Origin of the sequence: Paraburkholderia caffeinilytica (assembly GCF_046030355.1) — a bacterium.
Classification (GTDB): Bacteria; Pseudomonadota; Gammaproteobacteria; order Burkholderiales; family Burkholderiaceae; genus Paraburkholderia; species Paraburkholderia caffeinilytica_B.
The window spans coordinates 154,816-180,835 of record NZ_JAQQCQ010000014.1 but is presented as its reverse complement, the minus strand read 5'-3'; the positions used below and the strand labels follow the sequence as shown (position 1 = coordinate 180,835).

Below are 26,020 nucleotides of genomic sequence, written 5' to 3'. Positions count from 1 at the left end.
TCAAGCTTCTGTAGGGAAATCACTGATGCGGTCAAAAAACTGGCACGCGTATCATGCATACCGACGCTGATCACGTCCGACAGAATTTCCGCCGCTCGCCTTGATGGTCGAGCGGCTTTCTTTTTGTGGCGACGGTTTTGGTGTTTTGCTTCCCGCTTCCCGCTTAGCATCCGCCACCCGCCACCCGCCACCCGCCACCCGCCACCCGCCACCCGCCACCCGCCACCCGCCACCCGCCACCCGCCATTAGCGGCCCGGCCGCCAGACTCCCTACGCGTCAAGCCTGGCGCGCGACGATGCGCTCGCCATCGATCTCCAACGGCCCGTTTTTGGCCGCCAGTTCCTCGACGATCGCGCGCACCAATGTGGGCCATTCGCCACGCGGCTTGAGCATGGTGGCGGCGGCGCGCATCGCGGCGGCATCGTCAAGCATGCGCAATAAGGTCTCGAAGCGCATCGCGCGGACGTCGAGCAGCTTGAACACGATCAATACCTTCAACGCATTCTTCGCATTACGCGCCGGATCGGCCCGCAGCCACGCGACGCGCGAAAACGCCCGTTCCAGCGCCTGCTCGACGTTCGTGAAGGGCGCGCCATGGCCGGGAATGACGAGCCGCACGTCGAGCTTCGCAATGGCTTCGAGCACCGCCTGTTCTTCGGCGAAGCCGCTTTCACCTTCCAGCTCGGGAAAGATCACGCCAAAGCCGTTTTCCCACAGCGCGTCCGCGCTGATCAGGATGCGTTCGTCCGGGCAATACAGGATCAGCGAATGCGGATCGTGGCCAGGCGCGCCGAGTACTTGCCAATCGGGTGCGCCGAGCCGCAGTTGCGCGCCGGGTGCGATCGTCTCGGTGAAGGTGAAGCGCTCGCAGGTCTGACCGGTGGCGCGAAACGTCAGACGGCTTTCATCCCACTCGCGCACCGCGTCGGCTTCGGATGCGGGAATCGCGGTGCGGCACGGCCACGTCGACTGCAACAGCGCGTTGCCGCCGCAGTGATCCGAATGCAAATGCGTGTTGACGATCAGATCGAGCGGTCGCGCGCCGAGGGCTTGCTGCACGAGCGCGACAGTCTGCGCGGCGTGCGTTGCGTAGCCGGTATCGACGAGTGCGGCACACGTGTCGTCGACCAGCAGCACGTTGTTCGACGATAGCCAGCCGCGTTCGAAGACCCGGACCGATGCCGGTAGCTTGATCATGATGCCTTTGTGTCCGCGGTTGCGTCCGCCGTCGCAGCGGGTTTCGGCATCACCAGGATTGTCGACGTGCCGGTCAACATGGTGTCGCCGCGCTGATTCACCACGGTCCCTTCGAGATGCGTCAGATCGCCGTTCAGACTCGGCTTCCAGAAGGCATCGCGCACCCGCCACGTGATCGTCAGCGTATCGGTCGCGTGGACCGCTTTCTTCAGCTTGATGTCGAATTCGAGGCCGAGCGGCTGAGCGTACGTCGAAAAGTAGGTTGCCAGCAGCGCCATGAAATGCGCGGTCGGTTGCGTGCCGGACGCGATCAGGCCGCCGAAGCGGCTTTGCGCGGCGTATGCGTCGTCGTGATGCAAGGGGTTTAAATCGTTGACGAGCGTGGCGAACGATTTCACCGATTCCGCCGATAGCGCGAGCGTCGAACTGAACGTCTCGCCGATCGTCACGATGCGCGGCGCGGCGTTCATCGCGGCACCTTTGCCTGCTTCGCCATGAACGCCGCGTGGCGTTCCTCGATCGCGTCCCAGACGGCGCGTTTGGCGTCGTCGTCGAACGCGGACCAGTTAGCGATTTCGTCGATCGTGCGCAAACAGCCTTCGCACCAACCGGTCGACGCATCCATCCTGCACACGCTGATGCACGGTGACGGCACGGCAGCCTCGTCGTCTTCGTTATCGATGGCCGCTGTCATCGTTTCACGCCGTCTCGCGCAGCGCCACGTCGAGCGTCGGCGCACCTGTCAACGCAATCAGTTCCTGCGCCGTCAGATTGAACACCGCATGCGGATGACCTGCGGCGGCCCACAGGCTGTCGAGTTCCAGCAGATCGGCATCGATCAGCGTGACGGGTTCGGTGGCGTGGCCAATCGGGCAGACACCGCCGATCGCATAACCTGTTTTCTCGCGGACGAATTTCGCGTCCGCACGGCCGATTTCACCGACTTGCGCCGCGACCTTCTTTTCGTCGACGCGATTCGCGCCGCTCGCCACGACCAGCACCGGCGCATCGTCTTCACGGCGGCGAAACAGGATCGACTTGGCGATCTGTGCAACGGAGCAGCCGAGGCCGGCTGCGGCTTCGGCGGATGTCTTGCCGGTTTCCGGCAGCATCACGATCCGGCCGGCGTGGCCGCGTTCGCGCAACAACAGGGCGACGCGGCGTGCTGAGTCGGGCAATGCGGCGAGATCGTCGGAATCGGGGGAAGTGTGATCCGTCATCGTTTCAGGTCCTGAATGATTGGCCGAAATGTGCTGCGAAATGAGTGGCCAGATTTATCGTCAGATGCATGGCGAGCGTCAAACACAGCTGGCCTGTTCGCTGCGCGCTTTGGCAAGCAACGCTTTGCCGGCGCGCGAGACGTTGGGCCGGCCGATCGACGTCGAAATGAAATCACCGATCGCGACGACTTGCGCGAGGTCGATGCCGGTCTCGATGCCGAGGCCGTTCATCAGATACAGCACGTCTTCGGTTGCGACGTTGCCGGTTGCGCCCTTCGCATAGGGGCAGCCGCCGAGCCCCGCCACCGACGCGTGATAGATCTCGATGCCTTCCTGCAACGCCGCGTAGATATTCGCGAGCGCCTGGCCGTAGGTGTCGTGGAAATGACCCGACAGACGTTCGCGCGGAAACACCTGGGTGACTGCCTCGAACACTTCGCGCGTGCGCTTCGGCGTGCCGACACCGATCGTATCCGCGATATCGATTTCGTCGCAGCCGAGCGCCGCAAAACGTTCGACCACATCGACCACGGACGCCACCGGCACTTCGCCTTGATACGGACAGCCGAGCGCACACGACACGCTGCCGCGGATTCGCAGGCCGTGATCCTTCGCCGCTTGTGCGACGGGCGCGAATCGGTCGATGCTCTCCGCGATGCTGCAATTGATGTTCTTCTGCGAGAACGCTTCGCTGGCGGCGCCGAAGATCACGATCTCATCCGCGCGCGCGGCGAGTGCGCCTTCGAAACCGCGCAGATTCGGCGTCAGCACCGAGTAGATCGTGCCGGCGCGGCGCTCGATACCGGCCATCACGTCGGCGCCGTCGGCCATTTGCGGCACCCATTTCGGCGACACGAACGACGCGGCTTCGACATTGCGAAAGCCCGCCGCCGACAAGCGGTTGATCAACTCGATCTTGATCGCGGTGGGGACGAATTCTTTCTCGTTCTGCAGTCCGTCACGCGGACCGACTTCGACGATTTTGACGTGTTGCGGCAAAGCCATGATCTGTCTCCTGTGTCGACCGGAGTTAGCGCTTTAGCGCTTACTCCGGTCCCATGCAACGCGGTCGACCAGAGTTAGCGCTTTAGCGCTTACTCTGGTCCCATGCAACGCAGTCGACCGGAGTTAGCGCTTTAGCGCTTACTCTGGTCCCATGCAATGAACCCGCCCCTGGCGGCGTTCCTTCAATTTGACCCATTAGTGAGAAAAACCCATGCTCGACATTTTCGCTCAATACCCACGCTCGATATCGACCACGCCGCTCACCGTTTCACCGCGTATCAGCGCCGCCATTTTCCGTGCGACCTGCGCGACGCTCTCTTCGCGTAACGTGAGCGCGGATATGTGCGGCGTGATCGTGATGCGTGGCTCCCGCCAGAACAGATGATCGGGCGGCAACGGTTCTTCGCGGAACACGTCCAGCGTCGCGGCGGCGAGCTGTCCGCTTGCGAGCGCTTCAAGCAGATCCGGTTCGACCAGATGCCCGCCGCGTGCGACGTTGATCAGATAGGCGCCCCTCGCGAGCCGGGAAAAAGTGCGCCGGTTCAGCACGTCGCCCGTATCCGGCGTATGCGGCAGCAGATTCACCAGCACTTTCACGCCGTCGAGAAACGCGTCGAACTGCGCGGCGCCCGCGTAGGTCGTGATGCCGTCGACCTGCCGGGCACTGCGGCTATACCCGCGCACCGGCATGCCGAACGCCGCGACTGCCTGCGCCACGTGCGTACCGAGTACGCCGAGACCGAGCACGCCGACCGTAAAGGTCTCGCGTGGATGCGGGTCAAGCACTTGCCAGCGGCGCTCGCTTTGCAGCGCCTGGTATTCGTCGAAACGGCGCAGATAGCGCAGCACCGCATGCGTCACATACTCGGCCATCTGGTGCGCCATGCCGGTGTCTTCGAGCCTGATCAACTGGGCACTGCGCGGCAGCGTGCCGGGCTGCTCGTGTTCGAGCCCGAGAATCGCGTCGACGCCTGCGCCGAGATTGAAGATCGCGCGCAGATCGTTGCGGCCGGCCAGCATCTCTCGCGGCGGGCGCCAGACCACCGCGAAATCGGCCGGTTCGCTATCGCCCGTCTGCCATTCGCGCAGTTCGGCTTCCGGCAGCGCGCGGGCGAAGTCGTGAAGCCACGCGGCGGCGTCGGCGTGCGGCATGTAGAAGAGGATTTTCATACGGTCCGGAAGGCGCGTGCGTGGTCGAGCCGGATGGCGGGAAAGGCCCGAAAGTACGGCTGTAACGCCCGCGGTGCTTCAGACGACGCTTGCTGCATGAGCCTCCCCCTTTTCTGGATAGGCTTCATTCTACTTTTTCGACGCGGATCGCGCGCGTTTGCGCACGGGCGTACGGTTTTGGCCTGACGCCCGGACTCGGCCAGATGCCCGGCGTGGCCTCGCGTCGAGCCACGGCAACGGCCGGGAGCGGCAGGGCGAAGTGACAGGGCCGCGCATTTGCCCCATAAACAAAGCACAAAAACTTGGTTCGCCCTTGCGGCGCCCGGCGGGACAATCATTTCCCGGATTCCGGCAGCGAGGGACTACATGCTTTCATGCACCAAATCGACGTGGCCGCCGCGGCTCGTCACCGTTCCCGGCCTGCACGGCAGCGAGGGCGCGCACTGGCAAACATGGCTCGAACGACAATTCGCGCGCTCGCTGCGCGTCGAACAGGCCGACTGGGATGCCCCGGACGTCGCCGTCTGGGCGAAGTCACTGCGCGACCTGCTCGCGCGTGAACGCGGACCGTTCGTGCTGGCCGCGCACAGCTTCGGTTGCCTCGCGACAGCGCATGCGTTGCAGCAGGCCTCGTATGCGAACGATGTGGTCGGCGTGCTGTTCGTCGCGCCTGCGAGCCCGGACAAATTCGCCTTCGCCGGACCATTCGACGCGCGGCGTCTCGGCGTGCCGTCGATTCTGATCGGCAGCGAAACCGACCCATGGATGCCGCTCGCCGGTTCGCGCGATCTCGCGCGGCGTTTCGGCAGCGCGTTCGTCAATCTCGGCGACGCGGGTCACATCAACACCGCGGCGGGATTCGGGCCGTGGCCGCGTGCGAAGTACTTCGTCGATACGCTGGTGCATTGCGCGGCGCCGCTGCGCTTTCGCGAGGAGACGTTCGAGGTCGCGCAGCACGCGTTCGTTTGAGTGTTGCAAGTGAACCAGTAAGCAATCCGTTAGAATCCCGCTTCCTGCTGCACGTTTGTGCGGCCACAGGTTTTTATCATCGATAGGCGGGGGCAAGATGGCAGGCAAGACGGGGACATCACGCTGGCTGGCAGCCGGCATGACGGCAATGACGCTCGCGCTCGGCGGCGTCTCGACGGCGCACGCGGACGTGTCGCTACTCAACGTGTCGTACGACGTGACACGCGAGTTGTACAAGGACATCAACGCCGGCTTCATCACGGCATGCAAGCAGAAGAGCGGTGAGACCGTGTCGATTCGCCAGTCGCATGGCGCATCGAGCGCGCAGGCGCTGTCGGTATTACAAGGCCTGCAGGCTGACGTCGTGACGATGAACCAGCCGAACGACATCGATCTGCTCGCCGAAAAGGGCCAACTGGTGCCCGCCAACTGGCGTGCCCGTCTGCCGGACGACAGCGCCCCGTACACCACGACGATGGTGTTCCTCGTGCGCAAGGGCAACCCGAAGCACATCAAGGACTGGGACGATCTCGCCAAGCCCGGCGTGCAAGTGGTGATCGCGAATCCGAAGACCTCGGGTAACGGCCGCTATGCGTATATGGCCGCGTGGGGCTATCGCAAGCAACACGGCGGCACCGATGCACAGGCGCTCGACTTCGAAAAGGCGATCTTCAAGAATGTGCCAGTGCTCGACACGGGCGGCCGCGGCGCGACCACCACCTTCACGCAACGCGGTATTGGCGACGTGCTGGTGACGTTCGAAAACGAAGTGTCGCTGATCGACACGGGTGTGGGCGCGGGCGATTTCGAAGCGGTGTATCCGTCGGTGAGCCTGCTGGCTGCGCCGCCGGTGTCGATCGTCGACAAGGTGGTCGACAAGCGCGGCACGCGCAAGGAAGCGCAGGCGTACCTCGACTACCTGTGGTCGCCGGCGGCGCAGGAAATCATTGCGCAACACCACCTGCGTCCGCGTGACAAGAACGTGCTCGCGAAGCATGCGGCCGAGTTCAAGCCGATCAAGACCTTCACTGTCGAAGAAATGTTCGGTAGCTGGCAGAAAGCGCAGCAGACCCATTTCTCGGACGGCGGAACGTTCGATCAGATCATTGTGGATAAGAAGTAAATCTCTGCGTCAGACGTAAAAAGGCCGCCTCGTTTCTGAACGGCACCCCCAAATAAGTTGGACATCCGTCCGACGATTCAGGGTGCCGCTCATTTCCGAGGTGGCCTTTTTTATGCGTGTGTGATGATGCCCGATCACACACGCCTGGTTCGCATAGCGCTTTAGTTCGGCGCAGCGTGCTTATCGCAGCCATGCTCGCAACCGCTCTGGTCCAGCGGCATCTGCTGTGCCGCTTCCGCCCGAATGCTAAGACGCTCGAGCAACTTGCGGTCCGCTTCGGCTTGCGGGTTGCTGGTGGTCAGCAACTGGTCGCCGTAGAAAATCGAGTTCGCGCCGGCGAGGAAACACAGCGCCTGCAACGCTTCATCCATCTGTTCACGGCCTGCCGACAGACGCACCATCGCGCGCGGCATCGTGATGCGGGCAATCGCGATCGTACGGACGAATTCGAACGGATCGATCGCTTCGGTGCCGGTCAGCGGCGTGCCTTCCACTTGCACCAGGTTGTTGATCGGCACCGATTCCGGATACGGCTCCATGTTCGCCAGTTGCGCGATCAGGCCGGCGCGCTCACGGCGCGATTCGCCTAAACCGACAATCCCGCCGCAGCATACGTTGATGCCCGCATCGCGCACGCGTTCCAGCGTGTCGAGACGGTCCTGATACGTGCGCGTCGAAATGATCTGGCCGTAAAACTCCGGCGACGTATCGAGGTTGTGGTTGTAGTAGTCGAGGCCCGCTTCGCGCAGACCTTGCGCCTGATGTGTTTCCAGCATGCCGAGCGTCACGCAGGTTTCGAGGCCCATTGCCTTCACGCCGCGGATCATGTCCTTGATCGGCTCGAGGTGACGGTCCTTCGGATTGCGCCACGCTGCACCCATGCAGAAGCGCGTCGCGCCGTTTTCTTTCGCGACCTTGGCGGCGGCCAATACTTCATCGACCGGCATCAGCTTGTCGGCTTGCAGGCCGGTGTCGTGGTGCACCGACTGCGGACAGTACGCGCAGTCTTCTTCGCAACCGCCCGTCTTGATCGACAGCAGCGTCGACAGTTGCACCGTGTTGGCGTCGAAGTGTTCGCGATGGGTTTGCTGCGCGCGGAACATCAGGTCGTTGAACGGCAGTTCGTACAACGCGACGAGGTCGGCGACGCGCCACTTGGCCACCGGCTTGGCGCCTGCCGCAGCGTTGTTGGCGTTGTGATTCGATGCGGCCGTGTCGGCTGGCGCCGGGGCGATGTTCAGTTGCGTCATGTCGTCAATCCTCATGGATGGATGTGATGGGTTTTCAGCGCTGCGCGTGGCGCAGCGTCTGCAGGAGCCGGTTGATGTCGAGTTGATCCGCCGCGAACTCGGGCGAAGCCGGGCTCAAATGCGGCACGATGCCGAGCAACGGAGCGTCGTGTTCACGCGCAAGATGCTCGCGAATCGACGCGATGTTTTCGTCGGGGAACGTCATGTCCGGGTCGACGCGATTCGCCACCCAGCCGGCGAGCGTGAGACCGCGCGCAGTGATCGCTTCGGCGGTGAGCAGCGCATGGCTGATGCAGCCGAGGCGCATGCCCACCACCAGCACGACTGGCAGCTTCAGCGCGACGGCGAGATCGGCGGTGTCTTGCGTCGCGGTCAACGGCACGCGAAAACCGCCCACGCCTTCCACGACAACGATCTCGGCTTGCTTCAAAGCCTGCGCATGACAATCGACGATATGGTCGATATCGAACGTGACGTTTTCCAGCGCGGCCGCGATGTGGGGCGCGGCCGGTTCCTTCAATAGATACGGCGTGCGAATCGCAGGCGGCAGCAGGACGCTCGACGCGGCATCGAGTTGATCGGCGTCTTCGTTATGCAGCATGCCGTCGACTTCAAACGCGCCCGCGGCGATCGGCTTCATCGCGGCGGCTTGCAGGCCCTCGCGAACGAAACCGCGCAAGAGCGCAGCGGATACGAACGTCTTGCCGATTTCCGTATCGGTACCGGTGACGAATAAGGACAGCGCGCTTTGACTCGAACCGATCATGCCGCCTTCGCTCCGAGTTGTTGAAGGCCCGCTTCGAGCCGGTCCAGATCCGCCTGCGAATGCGCGGCGGAAAGCGAAATGCGCAGCCGCGACGTACCCGCGGGCACCGTCGGCGGACGGATGGCCGGCACCCATAGCCCGGCACGATCGAGCGTGGCCGCGATGTCGAGCGTGGCATCGTTCGCGCCGATGATCAGCGGCTGCACGGCAGTGTGCGAATCCACCGGCAGCCACGGCGTGGCTTTGAGCATCGCGCGCGTGCGTTCGATCAATTGCTGGAGATGCGCACGGCGCGCATCGCCCTCTTCGCCGCCGATGATGCGCAGGCTCGCCGACACCGCATGTGCCGCAGCGGGCACCGACGCGGTCGTGAAGATGTACGGACGCGCGCGCTGCACGAGCCATTCGATCACGGTCTCGTGCGCGACGACGAATGCACCGGACACGCCCGCGGCCTTGCCGAGCGTGCCGATCGAAATCAGATTCGGCGAGCGCAAAGCGGCGTCTGCAACCGCGCCACGGCCTTGCGGACCGAGCACGCCGAAACCGTGCGCATCGTCGACGATCAGCCACGCGCCGTGCTGTTCCGCGAGTTCAAGCAGACGCGGCAGCGGCGCGATATCGCCGTCCATGCTGAATACCGTATCGGAGACGATGACTTTGACTTCGGCATCCGACGCGTCGAGCATCGCGCTCAAGGCTTCCATATCGCAGTGCGGATAGATCTGCACGTCGGCGCGAGACAAGCGCGCGCCATCGATCAGCGACGCGTGATTCAGCGCGTCGGAGAAGAGCGTCGTACCGCGGCCGGCGAGCGCGGTGAGCGTCGCGAGATTCGCCATGTAGCCGGTGCTGAAATAGAGCGCGCGCGCATTGTCGACGAAGCCGCCGACGAATTCGGCCAGATCGTCTTCGAGTTGCGCATGGGCGCGCGAGTGGCCGCCGAGCAGATGCGAGCCGCCGCTGCCGGCACCGTAGCGCTCTGCACCTTCAGCGATGGCGGCGATCAGTTTCGGATGCGCGGCGAGACCGAGATAGTCGTTGCTGGCGAAGCCGATGATCGCACGGCCGTCGACTGTCATATGCGCGGCGCACGGCGTGTCAACGGTCCGGCGGCGGCGGCGCAGACCGCGCTCGTCGATCTCCTTGAGACCTTCGGTGAGTGTGTCGAGCAGATGCATTAGCGGGTCTCCGCAAGCGTTGCTTCGAAGGTTTCGCGCGTGCGCGAGGCGAGCAGCGCGAGTTCTTCGTCGTCGAGGATGTAGGGGGGCATCAGGTACACCGTGGTCGAAATCGGGCGCAGCAGCAGTTCACGCTGCAACGCGTTTTCGAAGAAGCGGCGCGAGAATGTTTTGGCTTGCTGAGCGTCGTCGATGACTGCGTCGAATGCGAAGATCGTGCCGCATTGACGCAGATTACGCACCTGCTTGTGTTCGGCGAGTGGCGCGAGCGCGGCTTTCAGCTTCGCGGATTTCTGGGCGTTGACGGTGAGCACGTTGTCGCTTGCGAACAGATCGAGCGTAGCGAGCGCCGCGCGGCACGCGAGCGGATTGCCGGTGTACGAGTGCGAGTGTAGAAAACCGCGCGCGGTGTCGTCGTGATAGAAGGCGTCGAAGATTTCATCGCGCGACAACACGATTGAAAGCGGCAGATACCCGCCGCTGATCCCTTTCGACAGACACAGGAAATCCGGCCAGATACCGGCCTGCTCGCACGCGAAGAAGGTGCCCGTGCGTCCGCAGCCGACGGCGATTTCATCGGCGATCAGATGCACGCCGTATTGGTCGCAGAGTGCGCGCAAGCCGGCGATATACGACGCGTCGTGCATGGCCATGCCGGCCGCGCACTGCACGAGGGGCTCGACGATCAGCGCGGAGATTTTCGTGGCGCGTGCGTCGAACAACGAGCGAACCTGATCGAGCGCGCGGCGTGCGACGTCGGCGGCGTTTTCACCGGATTGCGCGAGGCGTGCATCGGGCGATGCGACGACGTGCGCGTTGCGGATGAGCGGATCGTAGGCGTCCTTGAAGAGCGCGACATCCGTGACGCCGAGCGCACCGACGGTTTCGCCGTGATAGCTGTTGGCGACGCAGACGAATTCCTGCTTGTCCGCGAAGCCGCGATTGCGCCACGAGTGGAAGCTCATCTTCAGCGCGATTTCGACGGCGGATGCGCCGTCGGACGCAAAGAACGCGTGGCCGAGCGTGTGGCTGGTGAGCGCATTGAGACGCTCCGCGAGTTCGATGGCCGGTTCGTGCGTGCAACCGGCCAGCATCGCGTGTTCAAGCGTATCGAGTTGATCTTTCAATGCCGCGTTGATGCGCGGGTTGGCGTGGCCGAACAGGTTGACCCACCAGGAGCTGATCGCGTCCAGATAACGATTGTTCGCGCGATCGTAGAGCCACGCGCCCTGGCCTCGTGCGATCGGGATGAGCGGCAGGCGCTCGTGGTGCTTCATCTGGGTGCAGGGGTGCCAGACGGCGCGCAGGCTGCGGGTGATCCAGTCTTCAGGGGATGCTGACTTTTCCAAAAGGTACTCCGAGGTGCTTTTTTGCTCGTTGCACGGCTGGTTTTTTTGGGGCCTTTTCATTCGCGCTGCGGTTTTTCTGTGCGCTGCGCGCGGCCTTGGAAAGGCGTGCGGGGTCGAGATTAGCGGTTTCTTTCTCGCTGTGCACTAGGGGCTTGGGCTGGGTTTTTGCCTGCGGCGCCGGGGTTTGGCGCTGTTCGATGCAGGTGGTTTCTGTTTCGTTCTGAAGGTCGCTGATCGGCGGAGTTGACGACGGCAAAGTAGTTGCGCCTTGTGGGCGGGAATTTGGGGTTTAGGGTTGGTTTTTTGCCTGCGGCGGTTTTTTTTGAGGGGTTCTTTTTGTTTGGGGGTTTTTGTTTGTGTGCCTGTGGTGTTGGCTTTTTTTTCAATTGTTAGTGGTCTATTAGCGTTGCCCCTGTGCGGGGCGGCACTTACTTTCTTTGCCGCCGCAAAGAAAGATAAGCAAAGAAAGCGGCTCAAACCGCTAGTGCTAAGCGGGGGCCGTGGCTTGCATAGGGTAGTGGTGCATCTGGAATCCGTGCCCCCGCACCTTCAGCCTCTAGTGACAAAGGTGTCATCAGTTCCCACTCCGCACTACGTGCGTCGCGGATGGGTCTGCATGGGAAACCCACGGCTCCAGTTGAGGTCGGTGAGAGCCATCGGCTTCGCCTCGGCGCGGCGCCTCTACAGTGATCCAGCCAACCCTCATCACGAACGAAATGTGTTCCAACGCTCTTGACTCTTGACTCGTGACTAACGACTCATGACAGTAGCAGTAGACATATGCCTATCTGTGCCTACGCCTACGCCTGCGCCAATGCCAATGCCAATGCATGTGCATGTGCATGTGCATGTGCCTAAGGATATGTGATGGCGAACGGAGGTGTTGAGCGAAACGCGGGCGTTGAAACGTAGCTAATGGTTTTATGAAGCGCTCTTCGGCGCGCGCAGCGCCGCTGGAAGAATGACGACCTTGTCACTCGCGCCGAATGTGCGAGAACACAGATTCCAGATGCACCACTACCGCAACTGTGCGAGGAACCCGCTTAAGAGTTAGCGGTGTGAGCCGCTTTCTTTGCTTATCTTTCTTTGCGGCGGCAAAGAAAGTAAGTGCCGCCCCGCACAGGGGCCAACACTAATAGACCACTAACAAATCAAGAAAAGGCACTCCCGAAAGCGCACAGAAAAAAACACCGCAAAGGGGAGAAGAAGAGAAGAAAACAACAAAAGCCCAACATCACAAACAAGCAAACAAGCCCCGCAAGGGCAAATCAAACCCCTTAATTCCGACTAGCAATAGCCCGCCGATCACCGGCAGAACCTGCCGAAGAAGAATCAGAATCCGCCGTCTGCGAAGACTGAGCCCCCCACACAACGGCGTTATCCACCGCATACAACCGGCATGGCGCCGAACTCTGCTTCTGGCAATTAGCAATAGCAACCGACATCGGATTATCACCACCCTCGGCCCACGACCAGGCCCCCGTATCCGACACAGCAAAAGCCCGGCTAGGATACTGATGCAAGAAGTTGCGATAGCCATTACGTCCGGCTTCGTCGACAAACGGCACCGAGTCGACCGCATCGACAGCAGCAAAACCGCTCGCCTTCGGCGCAGAAGGATCGTCAACCCGATATTGAACGCCAGTAGGCATCCCCGCCCGAGCGAGGAACGCCTCGACCGCGGGCCACCACACATGCACGCCGTCGCGGTCGCCCACGAGCCGATGCGCGTCATTCTTGTAGTTGCCGAAATCCACCATCCTGGCGCTCGCACCGTGTGCGACGTACGCGGCATACATGCCGGCCACCAGCGGCGCTGTCCACACCGAATCGTTATCGCCATACAGCCACAGCGACGGTACCTTCGTTTTCTCGCCATACGCGCCGAATGTGCGCGTCAGGTTGCCCTGCCAGTCGGCGCACGCGTCCTGCCGCAAACCGCCCGAGAAATTGATCAAGGCCCGCACGCCAGGTGCGGCCTCGGTGCCGTAAGCCATCGTCGCGAGGCCGCCGTGCGAGGTGCCGGCCACCACGATGTGCGTTGCGTCCACATACGGCTGCTTTGACATGAAGTCGATCGTCGCGGCTACGTCGCCGGCCTGGCCGACGCCGTTGCGTTCGACGTCGCAACCGTTCTGCTGATATGCGCCGTCCGAATGACCAAAGCCCTGGCGGTTCGGGGCCACCACCACGTAGCCGCGGCGCACGAATTCGCGCGCGAACGGCAGCGGGTCGCTGCGCTCCTGCGTGCGCGGGTCGCCGGGAATTTTGCCGTGGTTGAAAACGATCATCGGAAACGGGCCGGCGCCGTCCGGTTTGTAGATCGTGGTTTCGAGCGTGACGGTACCGGTGGCATCGACCGGCACGCGGATGATCTGTTCGTTGAGGCTGGCGGAGGGCAGATAGACGTCGTCATCGAGCGCAATGCGCGGCACGTGGGCGCGAGTAAGCGGTCCCGCCTGGGTGTCGGCGAGCGGCTCGGCATGCGCGAGTGCGACAGCGCACATCGCTGTTGCACACGTCACCGCACACTTCGTCAGAACCTTGCTGAACACCATTGACGCACCTGCCTCAAAAACCTGCCTGAACACCGTGATGCTTTGCCTGTCGAACGTCGCCGCTGACAATTGCCTTTCATCGGCGTTTTCGACAAACAAAAACACGCTCGCGTACGTAGTGCGCCAAGCGCACGCACGCTGATCGAGATCGCACGGGATGAACCCAAACGGCCGACGCGACCCCACGCGCCGATGATGAGCGCCACACATGCTGCCCGGAACCACCGCTGCCCCCCTGCTGGTGGGCTATCGGCAGCCGCCTGCGCATTTTGCGGAATCGGTATGGACCTGTTCTCGCAATGTGACGTCACAAACCTACGGCCTCATCCTGGCACGACAATTTTGTTTTGTGCAATAAAGGAGAACCCGCGGCGCAATAATTGCCGCCTGCGGATCAGAGGCGCGTTCGCGCGCCGGGAGGCGGCAAAGCGCCTGTCGCACGGTGTTTGGCTGCACGAAGTAATGTGTCGAAACACAGGTGCTGTGGTGTTGAGCCAACACGAAAAAAAGCCCTCGTTAGAGGGCCATATGTGATCACGGCGCTATCCGCGTCGTTGGCGGCGCGTAAGGATGGGAAAGGTGCGGCTTATTCGCTCACGTCACCGTCGACATAGCGCCAGCGTCCGTCTTCACCGCGTATGAAGCGGCTCAGTTCGTGCAGCCGGTGGGCGCGGCCGCCTACTTTGTATCGTGCGACGAATTCGACTGTCGCGTGATCGGCGTCGGCTTCAGCAAACGCCTTGATCTGCAGTCCGAGCCAACGCGGGGCATCGGGTGCCGCAGGGTCGGCGTCGAGGTCGGCTGGGCAGGTATGCGGAGCCCACGTCGCACGCAAATAATTCGTTGCGCCGACAACATACGCGCTGTAACGCGAACGCATCAGTTCGAGCGCGCGCGGGGCCGCTTCGCCGCCGTCGATATAGCGGCCACAGCATTGCGCGAAGCGCGGCGGTGTGGCGCCGCTGCGCTGATCGGGCGCGGCGGCGCCGCATGGGCAGTCGGACGGTCGTTGCATTGACAACAATGGCTTATTCATCAGACTTTCAGCCAAGACCGCGCGCGATCAAGATTTTCTGGATGTCGCTGGTGCCCTCGTAGATCTGACACACGCGCACATCGCGGTAGATGCGTTCGACGGGGAAGTCGCTCAGATAGCCGTAGCCGCCATGAATCTGCAAGGCAGCGGAGCAGATACGCTCGGCGGCTTCAGAGGCGAACAGCTTGGCCATTGCGGCTTCCGTCAGGCAAGGCTGTCCAGCGTCTTTCAGCGAAGCCGCGTGCCAGATCAACTGGCGCGCGGCTTCGAGTTGGGTTGCCATGTCGGCGAGGCGGAATTGCACGGCCTGGTGCGAAAACAGCGGCTGGCCAAAGCTTTCGCGCTCCTTCGCATAGCCCAATGCCGCCTCGAACGCGGCGCGCGCCATGCCGACGCTCTGCGCCGCGATACCGATGCGGCCGCCTTCGAGCCCCGATAGCGCAATCCGATAACCTTCGCCTTCCGCGCCGATCAGATTCGCGGCCGGCACGCGGCAATCTTCGAAAATAATCTGCGCGGTGTCGGACGAATGCTGACCGAGCTTTTCTTCGACTCGCGCAACGATGTACCCCTTCGTATCGGTAGGCACGATAAACGCGCTGATGCCGCGCTTGCCCGCCGCCTTGTCGGTCACGGCCATCACGATCGCGACGTTGCCGTTCTTGCCGCTCGTGATGAACTGTTTGACGCCGTTCAACACGTACGAGTCGCCATCGCGTGTCGCGGTGGTGCGCAGTGCAGAGGCGTCCGAACCTGCTTGCGGTTCGGTCAGACAAAACGCGCCGAGCATCTCGCCGCGTGCGAGCGGCGTGAGCCAGTCGCGTTTCTGCGCGTCGTTGCCGTAGGCCAGCAGAATGCTGCACACCGGGCAGTTGTTGACGGAGATCGCGGTCGAGGTGCCACCGTCGCCCGCAGCGATTTCCTCGAGGATCAGTGCGAGCGCCAGCGCATCCATGCCGGCGCCGCCGTACGCTTCGGGCACCAGCACGCCGTACGCGCCGAGTTCGGCGAGCTGGCGATGCACGTCCTTCGGAAAGGTGCGCTCGCGGTCCCATTGCGCCGCATACGGCGTAACGGCTTCGCGGACGAACGTGCGCACCGCGTCGCGGACCATCAGATGATCCTGGTCAAGCACCATGGCTCGGTCTCCTCATTAGTCTTCCCACTTGTTTCTTCACCAGTCGAGCGCCGTGCCGTCGTATTGATAGAAGCGGCCGTTGAATGCGTCGTGTGCGGCCGCGGCCTGCGCGATCACTTCACGCATGCCGGTGACGCTGCGCGCCGGATCGATTGCCGCTTGTGCGCCACCCATGTCGGTGCGCACCCAGCCCGGATGCAACGAAATACAGGTGGCGCGCGCGGCGTCGAGTGAAGCGATCTTCAGCGCGTCGTTCAGCGCGGCCTTACTCGCCCGATACAGCCAGCCGGTCGTGCCGCTTGCGTCGCCGATGCTGCCCATCTTGCTGGAAATCACCGCGAACACGCCGCCCGCTTCTTCGACGAGCGGCAGCAGGATCGGCATCAACTGCATCGGGCCGCGCACGTTGGTATGCATGACGTGGTCGAAGTCTTCCGCGGTAATCGTCTCGATGTCCTCGGTGCGTGGGCCGTACACGCCGGACACCAGCACCGCCGCGTCGAGCCGTTCGCCGTCGAGCTTCCAGCCGAGCGCGGCGATTTCTTCGGGCGCGGTGACGTCGAGTGCGAAGGTCTCGGCGCCGAGTGCCTTCAGCGCGTCGAGCGCGGTGCCGTCGCGCGCGGTGGCGAGCACGCGCCAGCCGCTCTTCCGGTACTGGCGCACGAACTCCTGGCCGATGCCGCGCGATGCACCGACGATCAACACTGTCTTCATCGAATCACCTCAAACTTGCAAGCGCCTGGTAATCGCGCATCAAACCAGTTCAATGCCCATCGCGGTCGCTTCGCCGCCGCCGATGCACAGCGTCGCGACACCGCGCTTCAGACCACGATTTTTCAACGCGCCGATCAGCGTGACGAGAATCCGCGCGCCCGATGCGCCAATCGGATGGCCGAGTGCGCAGGCGCCGCCGTTCACGTTGACCTTGTCGTGCGGCAGATGATGTTCCTTCATCGCAGCCATCGTGACCACCGCGAACGCTTCGTTGACCTCGTACAGATCCACTTCGTCGGCGCGCCAGCCGTTCTTCTCGAACAGCTTTCGAATCGCACCGACCGGCGCGGTGGTGAACTTCGCAGGTTCCTGAGCGAAGGTGGAGTGGCCAACCACGCGAGCGAGCGGCTCGACGCCGAGACGCTTTGCGGTCGATTCACGCATCATCACGAGCGCGGCTGCCCCGTCGGAAATCGACGACGAGTTCGCGGCCGTCACCGTGCCGGTTTTGCTGAACGCGGGTTTGAGTGTCGGAATCTTGTCGAGGTTCGCCTTGAACGGCTGTTCGTCGTGATCGATGGTCACGTCGCCCTTGCGGCTTTCCACCTTCACCGGCGCGATCTCCCAGGTGAACGAACCGTCTTCGTTCGCGCGCTTCGCACGATTCAGGGACTCGACGGCGAACGCGTCCTGCGCTTCGCGCGTGAAGTCGAACGAAGCTGCGCATTCCTCGGCGAAGGTGCCCATCAGGCGACCCTTTTCGTAGGCGTCTTCGAGACCGTCGTAGAACATGTGGTCGATTACCTGGCCGTGGCCCATGCGCATGCCGTTACGCGCCTTCGGCAACAGGTACGGCGCGTTCGTCATGCTCTCCATGCCGCCCGCGACGATCACGTCGACCGACCCTGCGGCGAGCATGTCGTGTGCGAACATCGCCGCGCGCATGCCGGAGCCGCACATCTTGTTGACGGTGGTGCTGCCGGTGGCGAGCGGCAGGCCGGCGCCGAGTGCGGCTTGGCGCGCGGGCGCCTGGCCGAGACCGGCGGGCAGCACGCAACCCATCACCACTTCGTCGATCTGCTCGGGTTTCAAGCCGGCGCGTTGCACGGCGGCTTCGATTGCAACCGAGCCCAGCTGCGGCGCGGTTAGCGTTGCGAAATCGCCCTGAAATGCCGCCATCGGCGTACGGGCCACACCTACGATCACGATCGGATCAGACTTTGTCTCGCTCATGTTTGTCTCACTCATACGGGTTTCATTCATGCTTAAGTTGTTTGATCACACCTTCGACGATAGCCGGCACGTCGCCGGGCTGAGCGGCGTCGGCGGCCGCCGCATCGTTGTCTTCCTGGTACGTACCGCCGGCCGATACGGACGCGATGCAGCGCTTATAGGTTGCATCGAGTGCCGCAGGGTCGTTGATTGTCATGCCGAGGTCGCGCACCTTGCCGTCATGCACGCCATATACCCAGCCATGCACGGTCAGTTCCTGGCCGCGTGCCCACGCGTCGTTGATGATGGTGGTTCGGCAGACGTTCATGACCTGCTCGATCGCATTCAGTTCGACCAGCCGCCGGTGGCGCGCTTCACCGAGCGGCCATTCTTCGATCAACGCGGCGTGTTTGCTGCGCACGTCCTGCACGTGATGCAACCAGTTGTCCGCCAGACCGACGCGCCGGCCGTGCAGCGCCGCGGCGACGCCCGAGCAGCCATAGTGGCCCACCACCATGATGTGCTTGACCTTCAGCAGATCGACGGCGAACTGGATCACCGACAGGCAGTTCAGATCCGTATGCACTACCACGTTGGCGATATTTCTATGCACGAACACTTCGCCTGGCGGCAGCCCGATGATCTGGTTGGCCGGCACGCGCGAATCGGAACAGCCGATCCACAGATATTCGGGTGTCTGCTGATGCGCGAGGCGCGAGAAGTATTCGGGATCTTCGGACAGCTTGCGGGCCACCCACGCGTCGTTGTTGTCGAACAGATGGGCAAGCGGATTGGCAGGAGGTGAAGCGTTCGTGTTCATGTCGAGTCTGGGCGTTTGCTCGACCGATTGACCGGTCGATGTCGTTGCATAAGGTTCGGACGATGCATTCAACGATGCGTGCGGCGCATGAGATTCAAGCCGCGCGCACGGTGCGTTCATCTGCCGGGTTCTCCGCTTGTCTGGACGCCGCATCGGCGAATCGTTCCGGGTAGCGGATGCAGAAGCGCACGCTGCTGTCGTACGGGAAAAAGTCGGGCAGTTCGCCTTTCAATAGATGATCCTTGTGCCGCTGCCACAGCGCTGGATCGAAGAAGTCCGCGTGATGCTGCATGAAGGACCGGCGCACGCGTGGATCGCCGAGCAGAAACGTGCCGTATGTCTCCGGGAAAATGTCGTGCGGGCCGACCGAGTACCACGGCTCGCCCGACATTTCGTCTTCCTCGTTACGCGGCGCCGGCACAGCGCGCACGTTGCATTCCGTCAGGTATTCGATTTCATCGTAGTCGTAGAACACGACGCGGCCATGACGCGTCACGCCGAAGTTCTTGTACAGCATGTCGCCGGGGAAGATGTTCGCCTGCATCAATTCCTTGATCGCGTTGCCGTATTCCTTGATGCCGTGCTCGACGTCGTCGTCGCTGCCGTTTTGCAGGAACAGGTTGAGCGGCACCATCCGGCGTTCGATATACATGTGACGAATCACCAGATTGTCGCCGTCGTATTCGATCAGGGACGGCACTTCCTTTTCGAGTTCGCGCAGCAGCGCTTCGTCGAGCCGCGAAATGGGCAGCGCGACGCTCGAATATTCGAGCGTGTCGGCCATGCGGCCCAAACGGTCATGCCGTTTGACGAGCTGATACTTTCCCTTGATCTGCTCGCGCGTGGTTTCCTTCGGCGGCGGAAAATGGTCTTTGATCAGCTTGAATACATACGGAAACGACGGCAGCGTGAACACCAGCATCACGAGCCCCTTGATGCCGGGTGCGATGATGAACGGGTCGCTGGAATGCTTCAGATGGTGCAGCAGATCGCGATAGAACAGATTCTTGCCCTGCTTCTGCAAACCCACCGACGTATAGATTTCCGCCTTCGGTTTGCCCTGCATGATGGTGCCGAGAAATTCGACGTAAGCGGACGGCACTTCCATGTCCACCAGGAAGTACGAATGCGAGAAGCTGAAGATGATCAGCAACTGGTCGCGCTTGAGCAGCACCGTATCGAGCGCAAGAACGCCGGGCTTCACGTGGCGCAGCGGCACGGCGAACGGCAGCAACAAATCGCCGTTGATGATCCGTCCAATGATATACGCCGACTTGTTCCGGTAAAACAGCGACGAAAGCACGTGAATCTGGAAGTTGGGCGCTTCGTCGAACACGCCGAACGCGTCGTGGATCGTCTGCATCACGCATTCGACGTCGCGTTTCAGATCATCGAACGGCGGTTCCAGCTGGAAGTTCGTAACGATGCGCTCGAGCGTCGCGGCAAGACCATCCTTGCCCGGGTAATACGCACGATAGGTCGGTTTCGCCGCCGGTTCGTCGTTCTCGATGTATTCGGTCGAGATCGCCGGGCGCACGAAAATGAAGTCGTTGTTGAAATACGAGCGGTGCAGGATCTTGCAGCACACCGAATTGAAGAACGTCTCCGCGCACTCGGGCTGGCGGTGCGTGGTCAGGAGGCCGATGTAGTGGAGCTTGATCTGCTGCCACACTTCGTCGTCGATATTTTCGGCGTCGTATTCGTCTTCGAGCAGTTCGACGCATTCCTCGACGCGATCATCATAGGAGGTAATGCGCTCGCGTGCCAGCGTTTGCAGGCCATGCCAGTCGGCGGCTTCGAAAAGCGTTTTGGCACGGATCGCGGCGTCGCGGAAGATCCGGTAGTGCCGATCGAATCCTTCGAGCATCGTCTGGGCGACGTCAAAGCCGATCTGTGACGACAGCAGTTTAGGGAAGTGATTCATGTCGACCGTGCATTCGTCCCATGTCGTGAAGACACGCGTGATTGTATCGTCCGGGTGGGCCCGCGGCGCCTCGCGCCGATCTCCGCTCAGGCGGACCTGGTTTCGCGTGCGCCGCTCTCCAGCAAGGCTCTCGCCTGAGTTTCGTATTGCGCGAGGTCTTCGAGCGTCGCATTCAGATCTTCCAGCTGACGTTCCAGTACGTCACGATGACGCGCCACCGTGGCAAGGAAGGCGTGCAATTGCGGCACGGTGTCGGTCGGCGACTCGTAGACGTCGAGCAGATCGCGGATTTCCGACAGCGTGAAGCCGAGGCGCTTGCCGCGCAGGGTGAGCTTCAGCCGGGTTCGGTCGTGGACCGAATAGACGCGCCGCAAGCCGCTCGAACCCTCGCGGCTGGGTGAGAGTAAACCCTGGTCTTCGTAGAAGCGGATTGCCCGCGGCGTGACGTCGAATTCCCGCGCGAGCTCGGTGATCGTGTATTGCGTGTTCATCGGGGCATCCCGTAGCCGGGCAGAAAATCGGATTGAACGATAGAATCGACGTTTACGTTATCGTCAACTTGATCGAAACGCAACTACGGCGCACTACGGTACCGGTATGTCCCGACCGGGCCGCAACCACGCTGTCCGGCATCGCATACCTCGCCATGCCGGATGGCCGACGGAGGAAGGCAACCACAATGAATGCACTCGAACATCAACTCGACTACCCGTTCAACGACACCCTGCCCGAAGCGGGCCACGCGATGGAAGTCGCGCCCGGCGTGTTCTGGCTGCGTATGCCGCTGCCGTTCGCACTCGATCACATCAATCTGTGGCTGCTACGCGATGAGATCGACGGTCAGCAAGGCTGGACGGTAGTCGACTGCGGGATTACATCGGACACGATCAAGGAGAACTGGGAGAAAGTGTTCGACTCCGTGCTCGACGGCCTGCCGGTGCTGCGTGTGATCGTCACGCATTGCCATCCGGACCACATCGGCCTTGCGCACTGGATTTGCAGCGGCGGTGACAAGAAACGCTGGGACGTGCGCTTGTGGATGACGCTCGGCGAATACATGCAGGCCCGCGTGATGGCCGCCGGCGACGGTTCGAATGCGGGCGGTGAGGGCGCGGCGCGGCACTTCGCGCGTCACGGCTTGACCGACGAGGTGTCGCTCGAGAAACTGCGCAATCGCACCAGCTACTACTCGAGCCTCGTGCCGGCGATTCCGGGGCAGTACCGCCGCCTGCGCGAAGCCGATGGCGTGAAGATCGGCGGCAAGACCTGGCGCGTGGTGACGGGCTTCGGCCATTCGCCGGAACACTGCGCGCTGTATTGCGAAGAGACGGGCACGCTGATCTCCGGCGACATGGTGCTGCCGCGTATTTCGACCAACGTCTCGGTGTTCGACATGGAACCGGAGGGCACGCCGCTCGCGCTGTATCTGGAATCGCTCGGCCGCTACGAGACGATGCCGGCAGATACGCTCGTGTTGCCGTCGCATGGCAAGCCGTTTCGCGGGGTGCGCACGCGTATCCAGCAACTGCGTGAGCATCATGACGCGCGTCTGGCTGAAGTGAGGGAGGCCTGTGCGGAGAAGCCGCAGAGCGCTGCGGATATCGTCCCGCTCATGTTCAAGCGCCAACTCGACATCCATCAGATGACATTTGCGATGGGCGAGGCATTGGCGCACTTGCATCTGCTGTGGCTGGCGGGTGAGTTGAAGCGCACGCAGGATGCGGACGGGGTGATCCGGTTCTCGGCGTGAGCGAGTGAGTCTGCTGATAAAAAAAGCCCGGTGCTTTCGCAACCGGGCTTTTTTGCAAGCGGTGAAGCAGTCATGCTACTGCACAGTTTTACTGCACCGCCACCGTTCCAAAGTTCTGCCGGCCGAACGGGCTCACGTGATAGCCGCTCACGTTCGTACGTGTGATGGCCGCTGCGGTCGGGTAACCCAGCGGAATCCACAGCGCCTGATCGTGGATGATCTGTTGCGCCTGCTCATAAGCCTTCGCACGTTTGGCTTGATCCGGCGTCGCTTTGCCGTCGGCGATCAGCTTGTCCAGATCCTGATCGCAGAAGCGCGCGAAATTGATCCCCGACTTCACGGCATTGCAACTGAAGAGCGGTGACAGATAGTTGTCCGGATCGCCGTTGTCGCCGGCCCAGCCCATGAATAGCGTGTCATGCTGACCTTGCTTGGCCTGCTTGATCAATTCGCCCCATTCGATCACCTTCACTTCCGCCTTCACGCCGATCTTCGCGAAGTCGGCTTGCAGCAGTTCGGCGCCGGCCTTCGGATTTGGGTTCAGCACGCTGCCGTTCGGACGCACCCAGATCGTCGTTTCGAAGCCGTTCGGATAGCCCGCGTCCGCGAGCAGCTTCTTCGCCTTCACCGGATCGTACGGCCACGCTTTCACGGCCTTGTCGTAGCTCCACGTGTTAGGCGGATACGGATTGACGGCCGGCGTCGCGGTGTTGTCGAAGATCGCCTTCAAATACGTGGTGCGGTCGAACGCCATGTTCAGGGCGGCGCGTACCTTCTGGTTGTCGAGCGGTTTCTTCTGCGTGTTCAGTGCGACGAAGGCGGTCATGAAGGCCGGTGTCTGCACGATGGCGAGTGACTTGTCGCTCTTCGCCTCGGCGAGATCCTGCGGTTTCGGCGATAACGCGATCTGGCATTCGCCCGCTTTCACTTTTTGCGCGCGCACGGTGGCGTCCGGCGTGATCGCGTAGATCAGGCGGTCGATCTTCGGTTTCGTGCCCCAGTAGGCCGGGTTCACGTCGTAGCGGATCACCGCGTCTTTGGTGTAGCTCTTCAATTCGAACGGACCGGTGCCGATCGGCTTCGCATTCAGGTCGACCTGTTTGCCGGCCTTGAGCAACTGGTCGGCGTATTCCGCCGAATAGATCGAGGCGAAACCCATCGTCAGGATCGACACGAAGGTCGCGTCCGGCGCGTTCAGTTCGAATTTGACGGTGTTGTCGTCGACCTTGCTGATGGACTTGATGAGCTTCGGCAAGCCCATCGATTGCGCATGCGGGAAGCCGCTCGCGCCCGCCACCTTGTGCCACGGATTGCTGTCGTTGAGCATGCGGTCGAACGTGAAGACGACGTCGTCGGCGTTCAGTGCGCGGGTGGGCTTGAAGTAATCGGTGGTCTGGAACTGCACGTTCGGGCGCAGATGGAACGTGTAGGTGAGGCCGTCGGCGCTCACGTCCCATTTGTCGGCCAGCGAAGGCACGACTTTCTTCGCGGCCTCGTCGTACGAGACCAGCGAATTGAAGATCACGTCGGCCGACGCATTGGTCGTGACGAGCGAATTGAACTGCACGACATCGAAGCCGTCGGGGCTCGACTCGGTACAGACGGTCAGCGGTTTGGCGAGCACGAGCGCGGGCGCCGTGAACAGTACGGCGGCTGCGAGCAGTTTGAAGCGCATAGGATCTCCCATAACAAGCGCAGTCAGGCAGTGCGTCTGGTTGTGTGGTTGTATTCCGTTGACGGGTGGCGACCGGTCTGGCCGTCGTCTTTATTGTGATACGTTTCCGGCGCTGGCGCATGGTCTGGCTACGACAAGTACATGCACGTCTCGGCCTTCGCGAAAGCTTATCGAAGGGTGGTTGTGGCGACAACAATTTAATCTGCATATCCATATGGAGTCCGAGCGTTGGCGCGCAAGGGGGCGGTCTCGCACGGTGGCGTCGCCCGGGGCGGCCGCGAGGCGCGTGCGGTAGTCACTCGGTTCATGCGAGCGTCGGGCGACGCTACCCGGTAACCTCGGCTTGGCGCGGGCGCTTACGGTGCCGCCGCGCGCCCGAGCAGATAAGCGATGCCGTCAATCGCGCGCACGCCGTACCACGAGACCCGTTCGCCATCGATCAACTCAATGCGTTTGCCCGCCAGGCGAGGATCGCGTTTCAGCGCGTCGCAATGCGTTTGCGTAAAGCGATAAGGCTCGCTGGAGAGCAGGATGCGATCGACGCCGGCAAGCCATGGTGCGTGATCGAAGTCGAGCGTGGGGTAACGCGCGGCGCCTGCCGGTCCGCCTTCCACGTCAGGCAGCGTCTGCCAGTTCACGAGTCTCAGCATCGCGGCGATATAGGTATCGCGCGCGACGGTCATCCATGGTTCGCGCCAGATCAGATACAGCACGTTTTGCACCGGAAATACCTGTGCGGCGGCCTCGTGCAGACGTGCTTCGAGCGCCTCGCTCAAGCGCTGCGCTTCCGGCACGCGGTCGAAGATCGCGCCCAGCAGCGCGTACAGCGAGAGATTGTCCTGCGGTGTCTGCGGATGCGTGACGACGATGTGCGGCACGAACGCCCGCAATTGCTCGACGGTATCGCGTTCGTTTTCGTCGATATTGACGATCAGATGGGTGGGCCGTAACGCGCGAATCGCGTCGATATTGACGGCCTTGGTGCCGCCAACCTTGCGTACCTGCTGCACTTTGTCATGCGGATGCACGCAAAAACCGGTGCGCCCGACGATCTGCCTGTCGAGCCCCAGAGCGAACAGCAATTCGGTGATGCTCGGCACCAGCGAGACGATGCGGCTATTCGCGACGCCGGTTTCGTGCGCGACGCCGGCTGCATCGACCGCACGAGGCTGCATGATTTACTCGGTGACGGCGCGCGGTTTGCGCGGCGCGCGTTCGAAGGCGAGATCGTAGAGCCAGCGCGGCAGCACGTGCAGCAGCATCGCCACGATGCGCATCTGCCAGGGGAATACGGCAAACGCGGTTTGACGCTCGACCGCCCCGGCGACCTTCACCGCGAAGCGGTCGGCGTCCATCAGGAACGGCATGCCGTACGGGTTGTGCTCGGTCATCGGCGTGCGGACATAGCCGGGCGCGATGGTGACCACGCCGACGCCCAGCGGCCGCATTTCGACGCGCAATGCTTCCAGATACTTGAGCGCGGCCGACTTCGACGCGCTGTACGCGCCCGACCCCGGCAAGCCGCGCACACCGGCGACGCTGGCGATCCCGACCAGCGTGCCTTTCTTTGCGGCGACCATGGCGGCGGCGAACGGCTCGAAGGTCGCGACCATGCCGAAGTAGTTGATATCCATCACTTCACGGAACGTGCGCAGATCGCCGTGCCCGGTGACCGCGCCGCGGCTGATGCCGGCATTGGCGATCACGACGTCCGGCAAACCGTGCTGCGCGATGAACTGCGCGGCCGCTTCGGCGAGCGCTTCGGCGTCGCGGACGTCGACGGAATAAGTGGAGATGGAATTCTGCGGATGGGACTGCTGGAAAGCGGCGAGCGCGTCGCCGCGGCGGGCAACCAGGCCGAGAATCGCGCCACGCCGCGCATATTCGGCGGCGAGCGCGAGGCCGATGCCACTCGAAGCGCCGGTAATGAAAACCTTCAGGGGTGAACTCATTCCGGCGCCT

General features: G+C 62.4%; 25 protein-coding genes. 3 read left to right on the top strand and 22 right to left on the bottom strand.

Annotated features, from left to right (window positions below):
• Positions 1-277: 277 nt before the first annotated feature.
• The 6 genes from PQQ95_RS21670 to PQQ95_RS21645 form a co-directional block, all read right to left on the bottom strand.
• Positions 278-1,198 carry an MBL fold metallo-hydrolase gene (locus PQQ95_RS21670; RefSeq protein WP_408440443.1) on the bottom strand — a complete coding sequence of 307 codons (921 nt, stop codon included), beginning with the start codon at positions 1,196-1,198 and terminating at the stop codon, positions 278-280.
• Positions 1,195-1,668 carry a MaoC family dehydratase gene (locus PQQ95_RS21665; protein ID WP_408440440.1) on the bottom strand — a complete coding sequence of 158 codons (474 nt, stop codon included), beginning with the start codon at positions 1,666-1,668 and terminating at the stop codon, positions 1,195-1,197. The genes PQQ95_RS21670 and PQQ95_RS21665 overlap by 4 nt, the downstream gene beginning before the upstream one ends.
• A complete protein-coding gene (locus tag PQQ95_RS21660; protein ID WP_408440437.1) occupies positions 1,665-1,892 on the bottom strand; it encodes a DUF1289 domain-containing protein in 228 nt (75 codons plus the stop codon). Before PQQ95_RS21660 ends, PQQ95_RS21665 begins: the two co-directional genes overlap by 4 nt.
• A gap of 4 nt (positions 1,893-1,896) precedes the next feature.
• On the bottom strand, positions 1,897-2,418 hold the full coding sequence (locus tag PQQ95_RS21655) for a YbaK/EbsC family protein (RefSeq protein ID WP_408440435.1): 522 nt from the start codon (positions 2,416-2,418) through the stop codon (positions 1,897-1,899).
• 78 nt (positions 2,419-2,496) lie between these two features.
• The gene (locus tag PQQ95_RS21650; RefSeq protein WP_408440432.1) at positions 2,497-3,423 is read right to left on the bottom strand and encodes a hydroxymethylglutaryl-CoA lyase; all 927 of its coding nucleotides are present in this window, start codon (positions 3,421-3,423) and stop codon (positions 2,497-2,499) included.
• A 228-nt stretch (positions 3,424-3,651) separates the two neighbouring features.
• Positions 3,652-4,593 (bottom strand): 2-hydroxyacid dehydrogenase, encoded by a 942-nt coding sequence (locus tag PQQ95_RS21645; protein ID WP_408440429.1) that lies wholly within the window; start codon positions 4,591-4,593, stop codon positions 3,652-3,654.
• Positions 4,594-4,959: 366 nt separating this feature from the next.
• Here PQQ95_RS21645 and PQQ95_RS21640 point away from each other — a divergent pair, with 366 nt between their 5' ends.
• Entirely contained in the window at positions 4,960-5,562 is a 603-nt protein-coding gene (locus tag PQQ95_RS21640; protein ID WP_408440426.1) for an RBBP9/YdeN family alpha/beta hydrolase, read from the top strand.
• A gap of 97 nt (positions 5,563-5,659) precedes the next feature.
• Entirely contained in the window at positions 5,660-6,685 is a 1,026-nt protein-coding gene (locus PQQ95_RS21635; RefSeq protein WP_408440423.1) for a sulfate ABC transporter substrate-binding protein, read from the top strand.
• A gap of 161 nt (positions 6,686-6,846) precedes the next feature.
• On the opposite strand, the gene bioB is transcribed toward PQQ95_RS21635, so the two are convergent.
• The 13 genes from bioB to PQQ95_RS21570 form a co-directional block, all read right to left on the bottom strand.
• Entirely contained in the window at positions 6,847-7,935 is a 1,089-nt protein-coding gene (bioB, locus tag PQQ95_RS21630; protein WP_408440422.1) for a biotin synthase BioB, read from the bottom strand.
• A gap of 34 nt (positions 7,936-7,969) precedes the next feature.
• Positions 7,970-8,701: a dethiobiotin synthase gene (bioD, locus tag PQQ95_RS21625; protein WP_408440420.1), complete on the bottom strand. Its 732-nt coding sequence runs from the start codon at positions 8,699-8,701 to the stop codon at positions 7,970-7,972.
• A complete protein-coding gene (bioF, locus tag PQQ95_RS21620; protein ID WP_408440418.1) occupies positions 8,698-9,882 on the bottom strand; it encodes an 8-amino-7-oxononanoate synthase in 1,185 nt (394 codons plus the stop codon). Before bioF ends, bioD begins: the two co-directional genes overlap by 4 nt.
• Positions 9,882-11,231 (bottom strand): adenosylmethionine--8-amino-7-oxononanoate transaminase, encoded by a 1,350-nt coding sequence (gene bioA, locus PQQ95_RS21615; protein WP_408440416.1) that lies wholly within the window; start codon positions 11,229-11,231, stop codon positions 9,882-9,884. Before bioA ends, bioF begins: the two co-directional genes overlap by 1 nt.
• On the bottom strand, positions 11,209-11,487 hold the full coding sequence (locus PQQ95_RS21610; protein WP_408440415.1) for a hypothetical protein: 279 nt from the start codon (positions 11,485-11,487) through the stop codon (positions 11,209-11,211). The genes bioA and PQQ95_RS21610 overlap by 23 nt, the downstream gene beginning before the upstream one ends.
• 1,021 nt (positions 11,488-12,508) lie before the next feature.
• Entirely contained in the window at positions 12,509-13,789 is a 1,281-nt protein-coding gene (locus tag PQQ95_RS21605; protein WP_408440412.1) for a dienelactone hydrolase family protein, read from the bottom strand.
• A gap of 586 nt (positions 13,790-14,375) precedes the next feature.
• Entirely contained in the window at positions 14,376-14,825 is a 450-nt protein-coding gene (locus tag PQQ95_RS21600) for a YchJ family protein (protein WP_408440409.1), read from the bottom strand.
• Positions 14,826-14,832: 7 nt separating this feature from the next.
• Positions 14,833-15,963, bottom strand: a complete 1,131-nt coding sequence (locus tag PQQ95_RS21595) for an acyl-CoA dehydrogenase family protein (protein WP_408440406.1) — start codon at positions 15,961-15,963, stop codon at positions 14,833-14,835.
• 36 nt (positions 15,964-15,999) lie between these two features.
• Positions 16,000-16,677: an SDR family oxidoreductase gene (locus tag PQQ95_RS21590; protein ID WP_408440403.1), complete on the bottom strand. Its 678-nt coding sequence runs from the start codon at positions 16,675-16,677 to the stop codon at positions 16,000-16,002.
• Positions 16,678-16,716: 39 nt separating this feature from the next.
• Entirely contained in the window at positions 16,717-17,925 is a 1,209-nt protein-coding gene (locus PQQ95_RS21585; RefSeq protein WP_175051900.1) for an acetyl-CoA C-acetyltransferase, read from the bottom strand.
• Between the two features lie 7 nt (positions 17,926-17,932).
• A complete protein-coding gene (gene can / locus PQQ95_RS21580; protein WP_408440563.1) occupies positions 17,933-18,709 on the bottom strand; it encodes a carbonate dehydratase in 777 nt (258 codons plus the stop codon).
• 94 nt (positions 18,710-18,803) lie between these two features.
• Positions 18,804-20,633, bottom strand: a complete 1,830-nt coding sequence (gene aceK, locus PQQ95_RS21575; protein WP_408440399.1) for a bifunctional isocitrate dehydrogenase kinase/phosphatase — start codon at positions 20,631-20,633, stop codon at positions 18,804-18,806.
• A gap of 86 nt (positions 20,634-20,719) precedes the next feature.
• Entirely contained in the window at positions 20,720-21,124 is a 405-nt protein-coding gene (locus PQQ95_RS21570; protein ID WP_408440396.1) for a MerR family transcriptional regulator, read from the bottom strand.
• Positions 21,125-21,312: 188 nt separating this feature from the next.
• Between PQQ95_RS21570 and PQQ95_RS21565 the strand changes: the two genes are divergently transcribed.
• On the top strand, positions 21,313-22,383 hold the full coding sequence (locus PQQ95_RS21565) for an MBL fold metallo-hydrolase (RefSeq protein WP_408440394.1): 1,071 nt from the start codon (positions 21,313-21,315) through the stop codon (positions 22,381-22,383).
• An 88-nt stretch (positions 22,384-22,471) separates the two neighbouring features.
• On the opposite strand, the gene PQQ95_RS21560 is transcribed toward PQQ95_RS21565, so the two are convergent.
• The 3 genes from PQQ95_RS21560 to PQQ95_RS21550 form a co-directional block, all read right to left on the bottom strand.
• The gene (locus PQQ95_RS21560) at positions 22,472-24,058 is read right to left on the bottom strand and encodes an ABC transporter substrate-binding protein (RefSeq protein WP_408440391.1); all 1,587 of its coding nucleotides are present in this window, start codon (positions 24,056-24,058) and stop codon (positions 22,472-22,474) included.
• 356 nt (positions 24,059-24,414) lie between these two features.
• Positions 24,415-25,233, bottom strand: a complete 819-nt coding sequence (locus PQQ95_RS21555; protein ID WP_408440390.1) for a cobalamin-binding protein — start codon at positions 25,231-25,233, stop codon at positions 24,415-24,417.
• A gap of 3 nt (positions 25,234-25,236) precedes the next feature.
• The gene (locus PQQ95_RS21550) at positions 25,237-26,010 is read right to left on the bottom strand and encodes an SDR family oxidoreductase (RefSeq protein WP_408440388.1); all 774 of its coding nucleotides are present in this window, start codon (positions 26,008-26,010) and stop codon (positions 25,237-25,239) included.
• Between the last annotated feature and the right edge of the window lie 10 nt (positions 26,011-26,020).

Bases quoted from the DNA above. Each gene is read 5' to 3' on its own strand.
- PQQ95_RS21670 (WP_408440443.1), bottom strand. From the start codon at position 1,198: ATGATCAAGCTACCGGCATCGGTCCGGGTCTTCGAACGCGGCTGGCTA.
- PQQ95_RS21650 (WP_408440432.1), bottom strand. From the start codon at position 3,423: ATGGCTTTGCCGCAACACGTCAAAATCGTCGAAGTCGGTCCGCGTGAC.
- PQQ95_RS21655 (WP_408440435.1), bottom strand. From the start codon at position 2,418: ATGACGGATCACACTTCCCCCGATTCCGACGATCTCGCCGCATTGCCC.
- PQQ95_RS21550 (WP_408440388.1), bottom strand. From the start codon at position 26,010: ATGAGTTCACCCCTGAAGGTTTTCATTACCGGCGCTTCGAGTGGCATC.
- PQQ95_RS21570 (WP_408440396.1), bottom strand. From the start codon at position 21,124: ATGAACACGCAATACACGATCACCGAGCTCGCGCGGGAATTCGACGTC.
- bioD (WP_408440420.1), bottom strand. From the start codon at position 8,701: ATGATCGGTTCGAGTCAAAGCGCGCTGTCCTTATTCGTCACCGGTACC.
- can (WP_408440563.1), bottom strand. From the start codon at position 18,709: ATGAACACGAACGCTTCACCTCCTGCCAATCCGCTTGCCCATCTGTTC.
- PQQ95_RS21645 (WP_408440429.1), bottom strand. From the start codon at position 4,593: ATGAAAATCCTCTTCTACATGCCGCACGCCGACGCCGCCGCGTGGCTT.
- PQQ95_RS21660 (WP_408440437.1), bottom strand. From the start codon at position 1,892: ATGACAGCGGCCATCGATAACGAAGACGACGAGGCTGCCGTGCCGTCA.
- PQQ95_RS21635 (WP_408440423.1), top strand. From the start codon at position 5,660: ATGGCAGGCAAGACGGGGACATCACGCTGGCTGGCAGCCGGCATGACG.
- PQQ95_RS21600 (WP_408440409.1), bottom strand. From the start codon at position 14,825: ATGAATAAGCCATTGTTGTCAATGCAACGACCGTCCGACTGCCCATGC.
- bioB (WP_408440422.1), bottom strand. From the start codon at position 7,935: ATGACGCAACTGAACATCGCCCCGGCGCCAGCCGACACGGCCGCATCG.
- PQQ95_RS21555 (WP_408440390.1), bottom strand. From the start codon at position 25,233: ATGCAGCCTCGTGCGGTCGATGCAGCCGGCGTCGCGCACGAAACCGGC.
- PQQ95_RS21595 (WP_408440406.1), bottom strand. From the start codon at position 15,963: ATGGTGCTTGACCAGGATCATCTGATGGTCCGCGACGCGGTGCGCACG.
- PQQ95_RS21565 (WP_408440394.1), top strand. From the start codon at position 21,313: ATGAATGCACTCGAACATCAACTCGACTACCCGTTCAACGACACCCTG.
- bioF (WP_408440418.1), bottom strand. From the start codon at position 9,882: ATGCATCTGCTCGACACACTCACCGAAGGTCTCAAGGAGATCGACGAG.
- PQQ95_RS21560 (WP_408440391.1), bottom strand. From the start codon at position 24,058: ATGCGCTTCAAACTGCTCGCAGCCGCCGTACTGTTCACGGCGCCCGCG.
- PQQ95_RS21665 (WP_408440440.1), bottom strand. From the start codon at position 1,668: ATGAACGCCGCGCCGCGCATCGTGACGATCGGCGAGACGTTCAGTTCG.
- PQQ95_RS21640 (WP_408440426.1), top strand. From the start codon at position 4,960: ATGCTTTCATGCACCAAATCGACGTGGCCGCCGCGGCTCGTCACCGTT.
- PQQ95_RS21605 (WP_408440412.1), bottom strand. From the start codon at position 13,789: ATGGTGTTCAGCAAGGTTCTGACGAAGTGTGCGGTGACGTGTGCAACA.
- PQQ95_RS21590 (WP_408440403.1), bottom strand. From the start codon at position 16,677: ATGAAGACAGTGTTGATCGTCGGTGCATCGCGCGGCATCGGCCAGGAG.
- PQQ95_RS21585 (WP_175051900.1), bottom strand. From the start codon at position 17,925: ATGAGTGAGACAAACATGAGCGAGACAAAGTCTGATCCGATCGTGATC.
- aceK (WP_408440399.1), bottom strand. From the start codon at position 20,633: ATGAATCACTTCCCTAAACTGCTGTCGTCACAGATCGGCTTTGACGTC.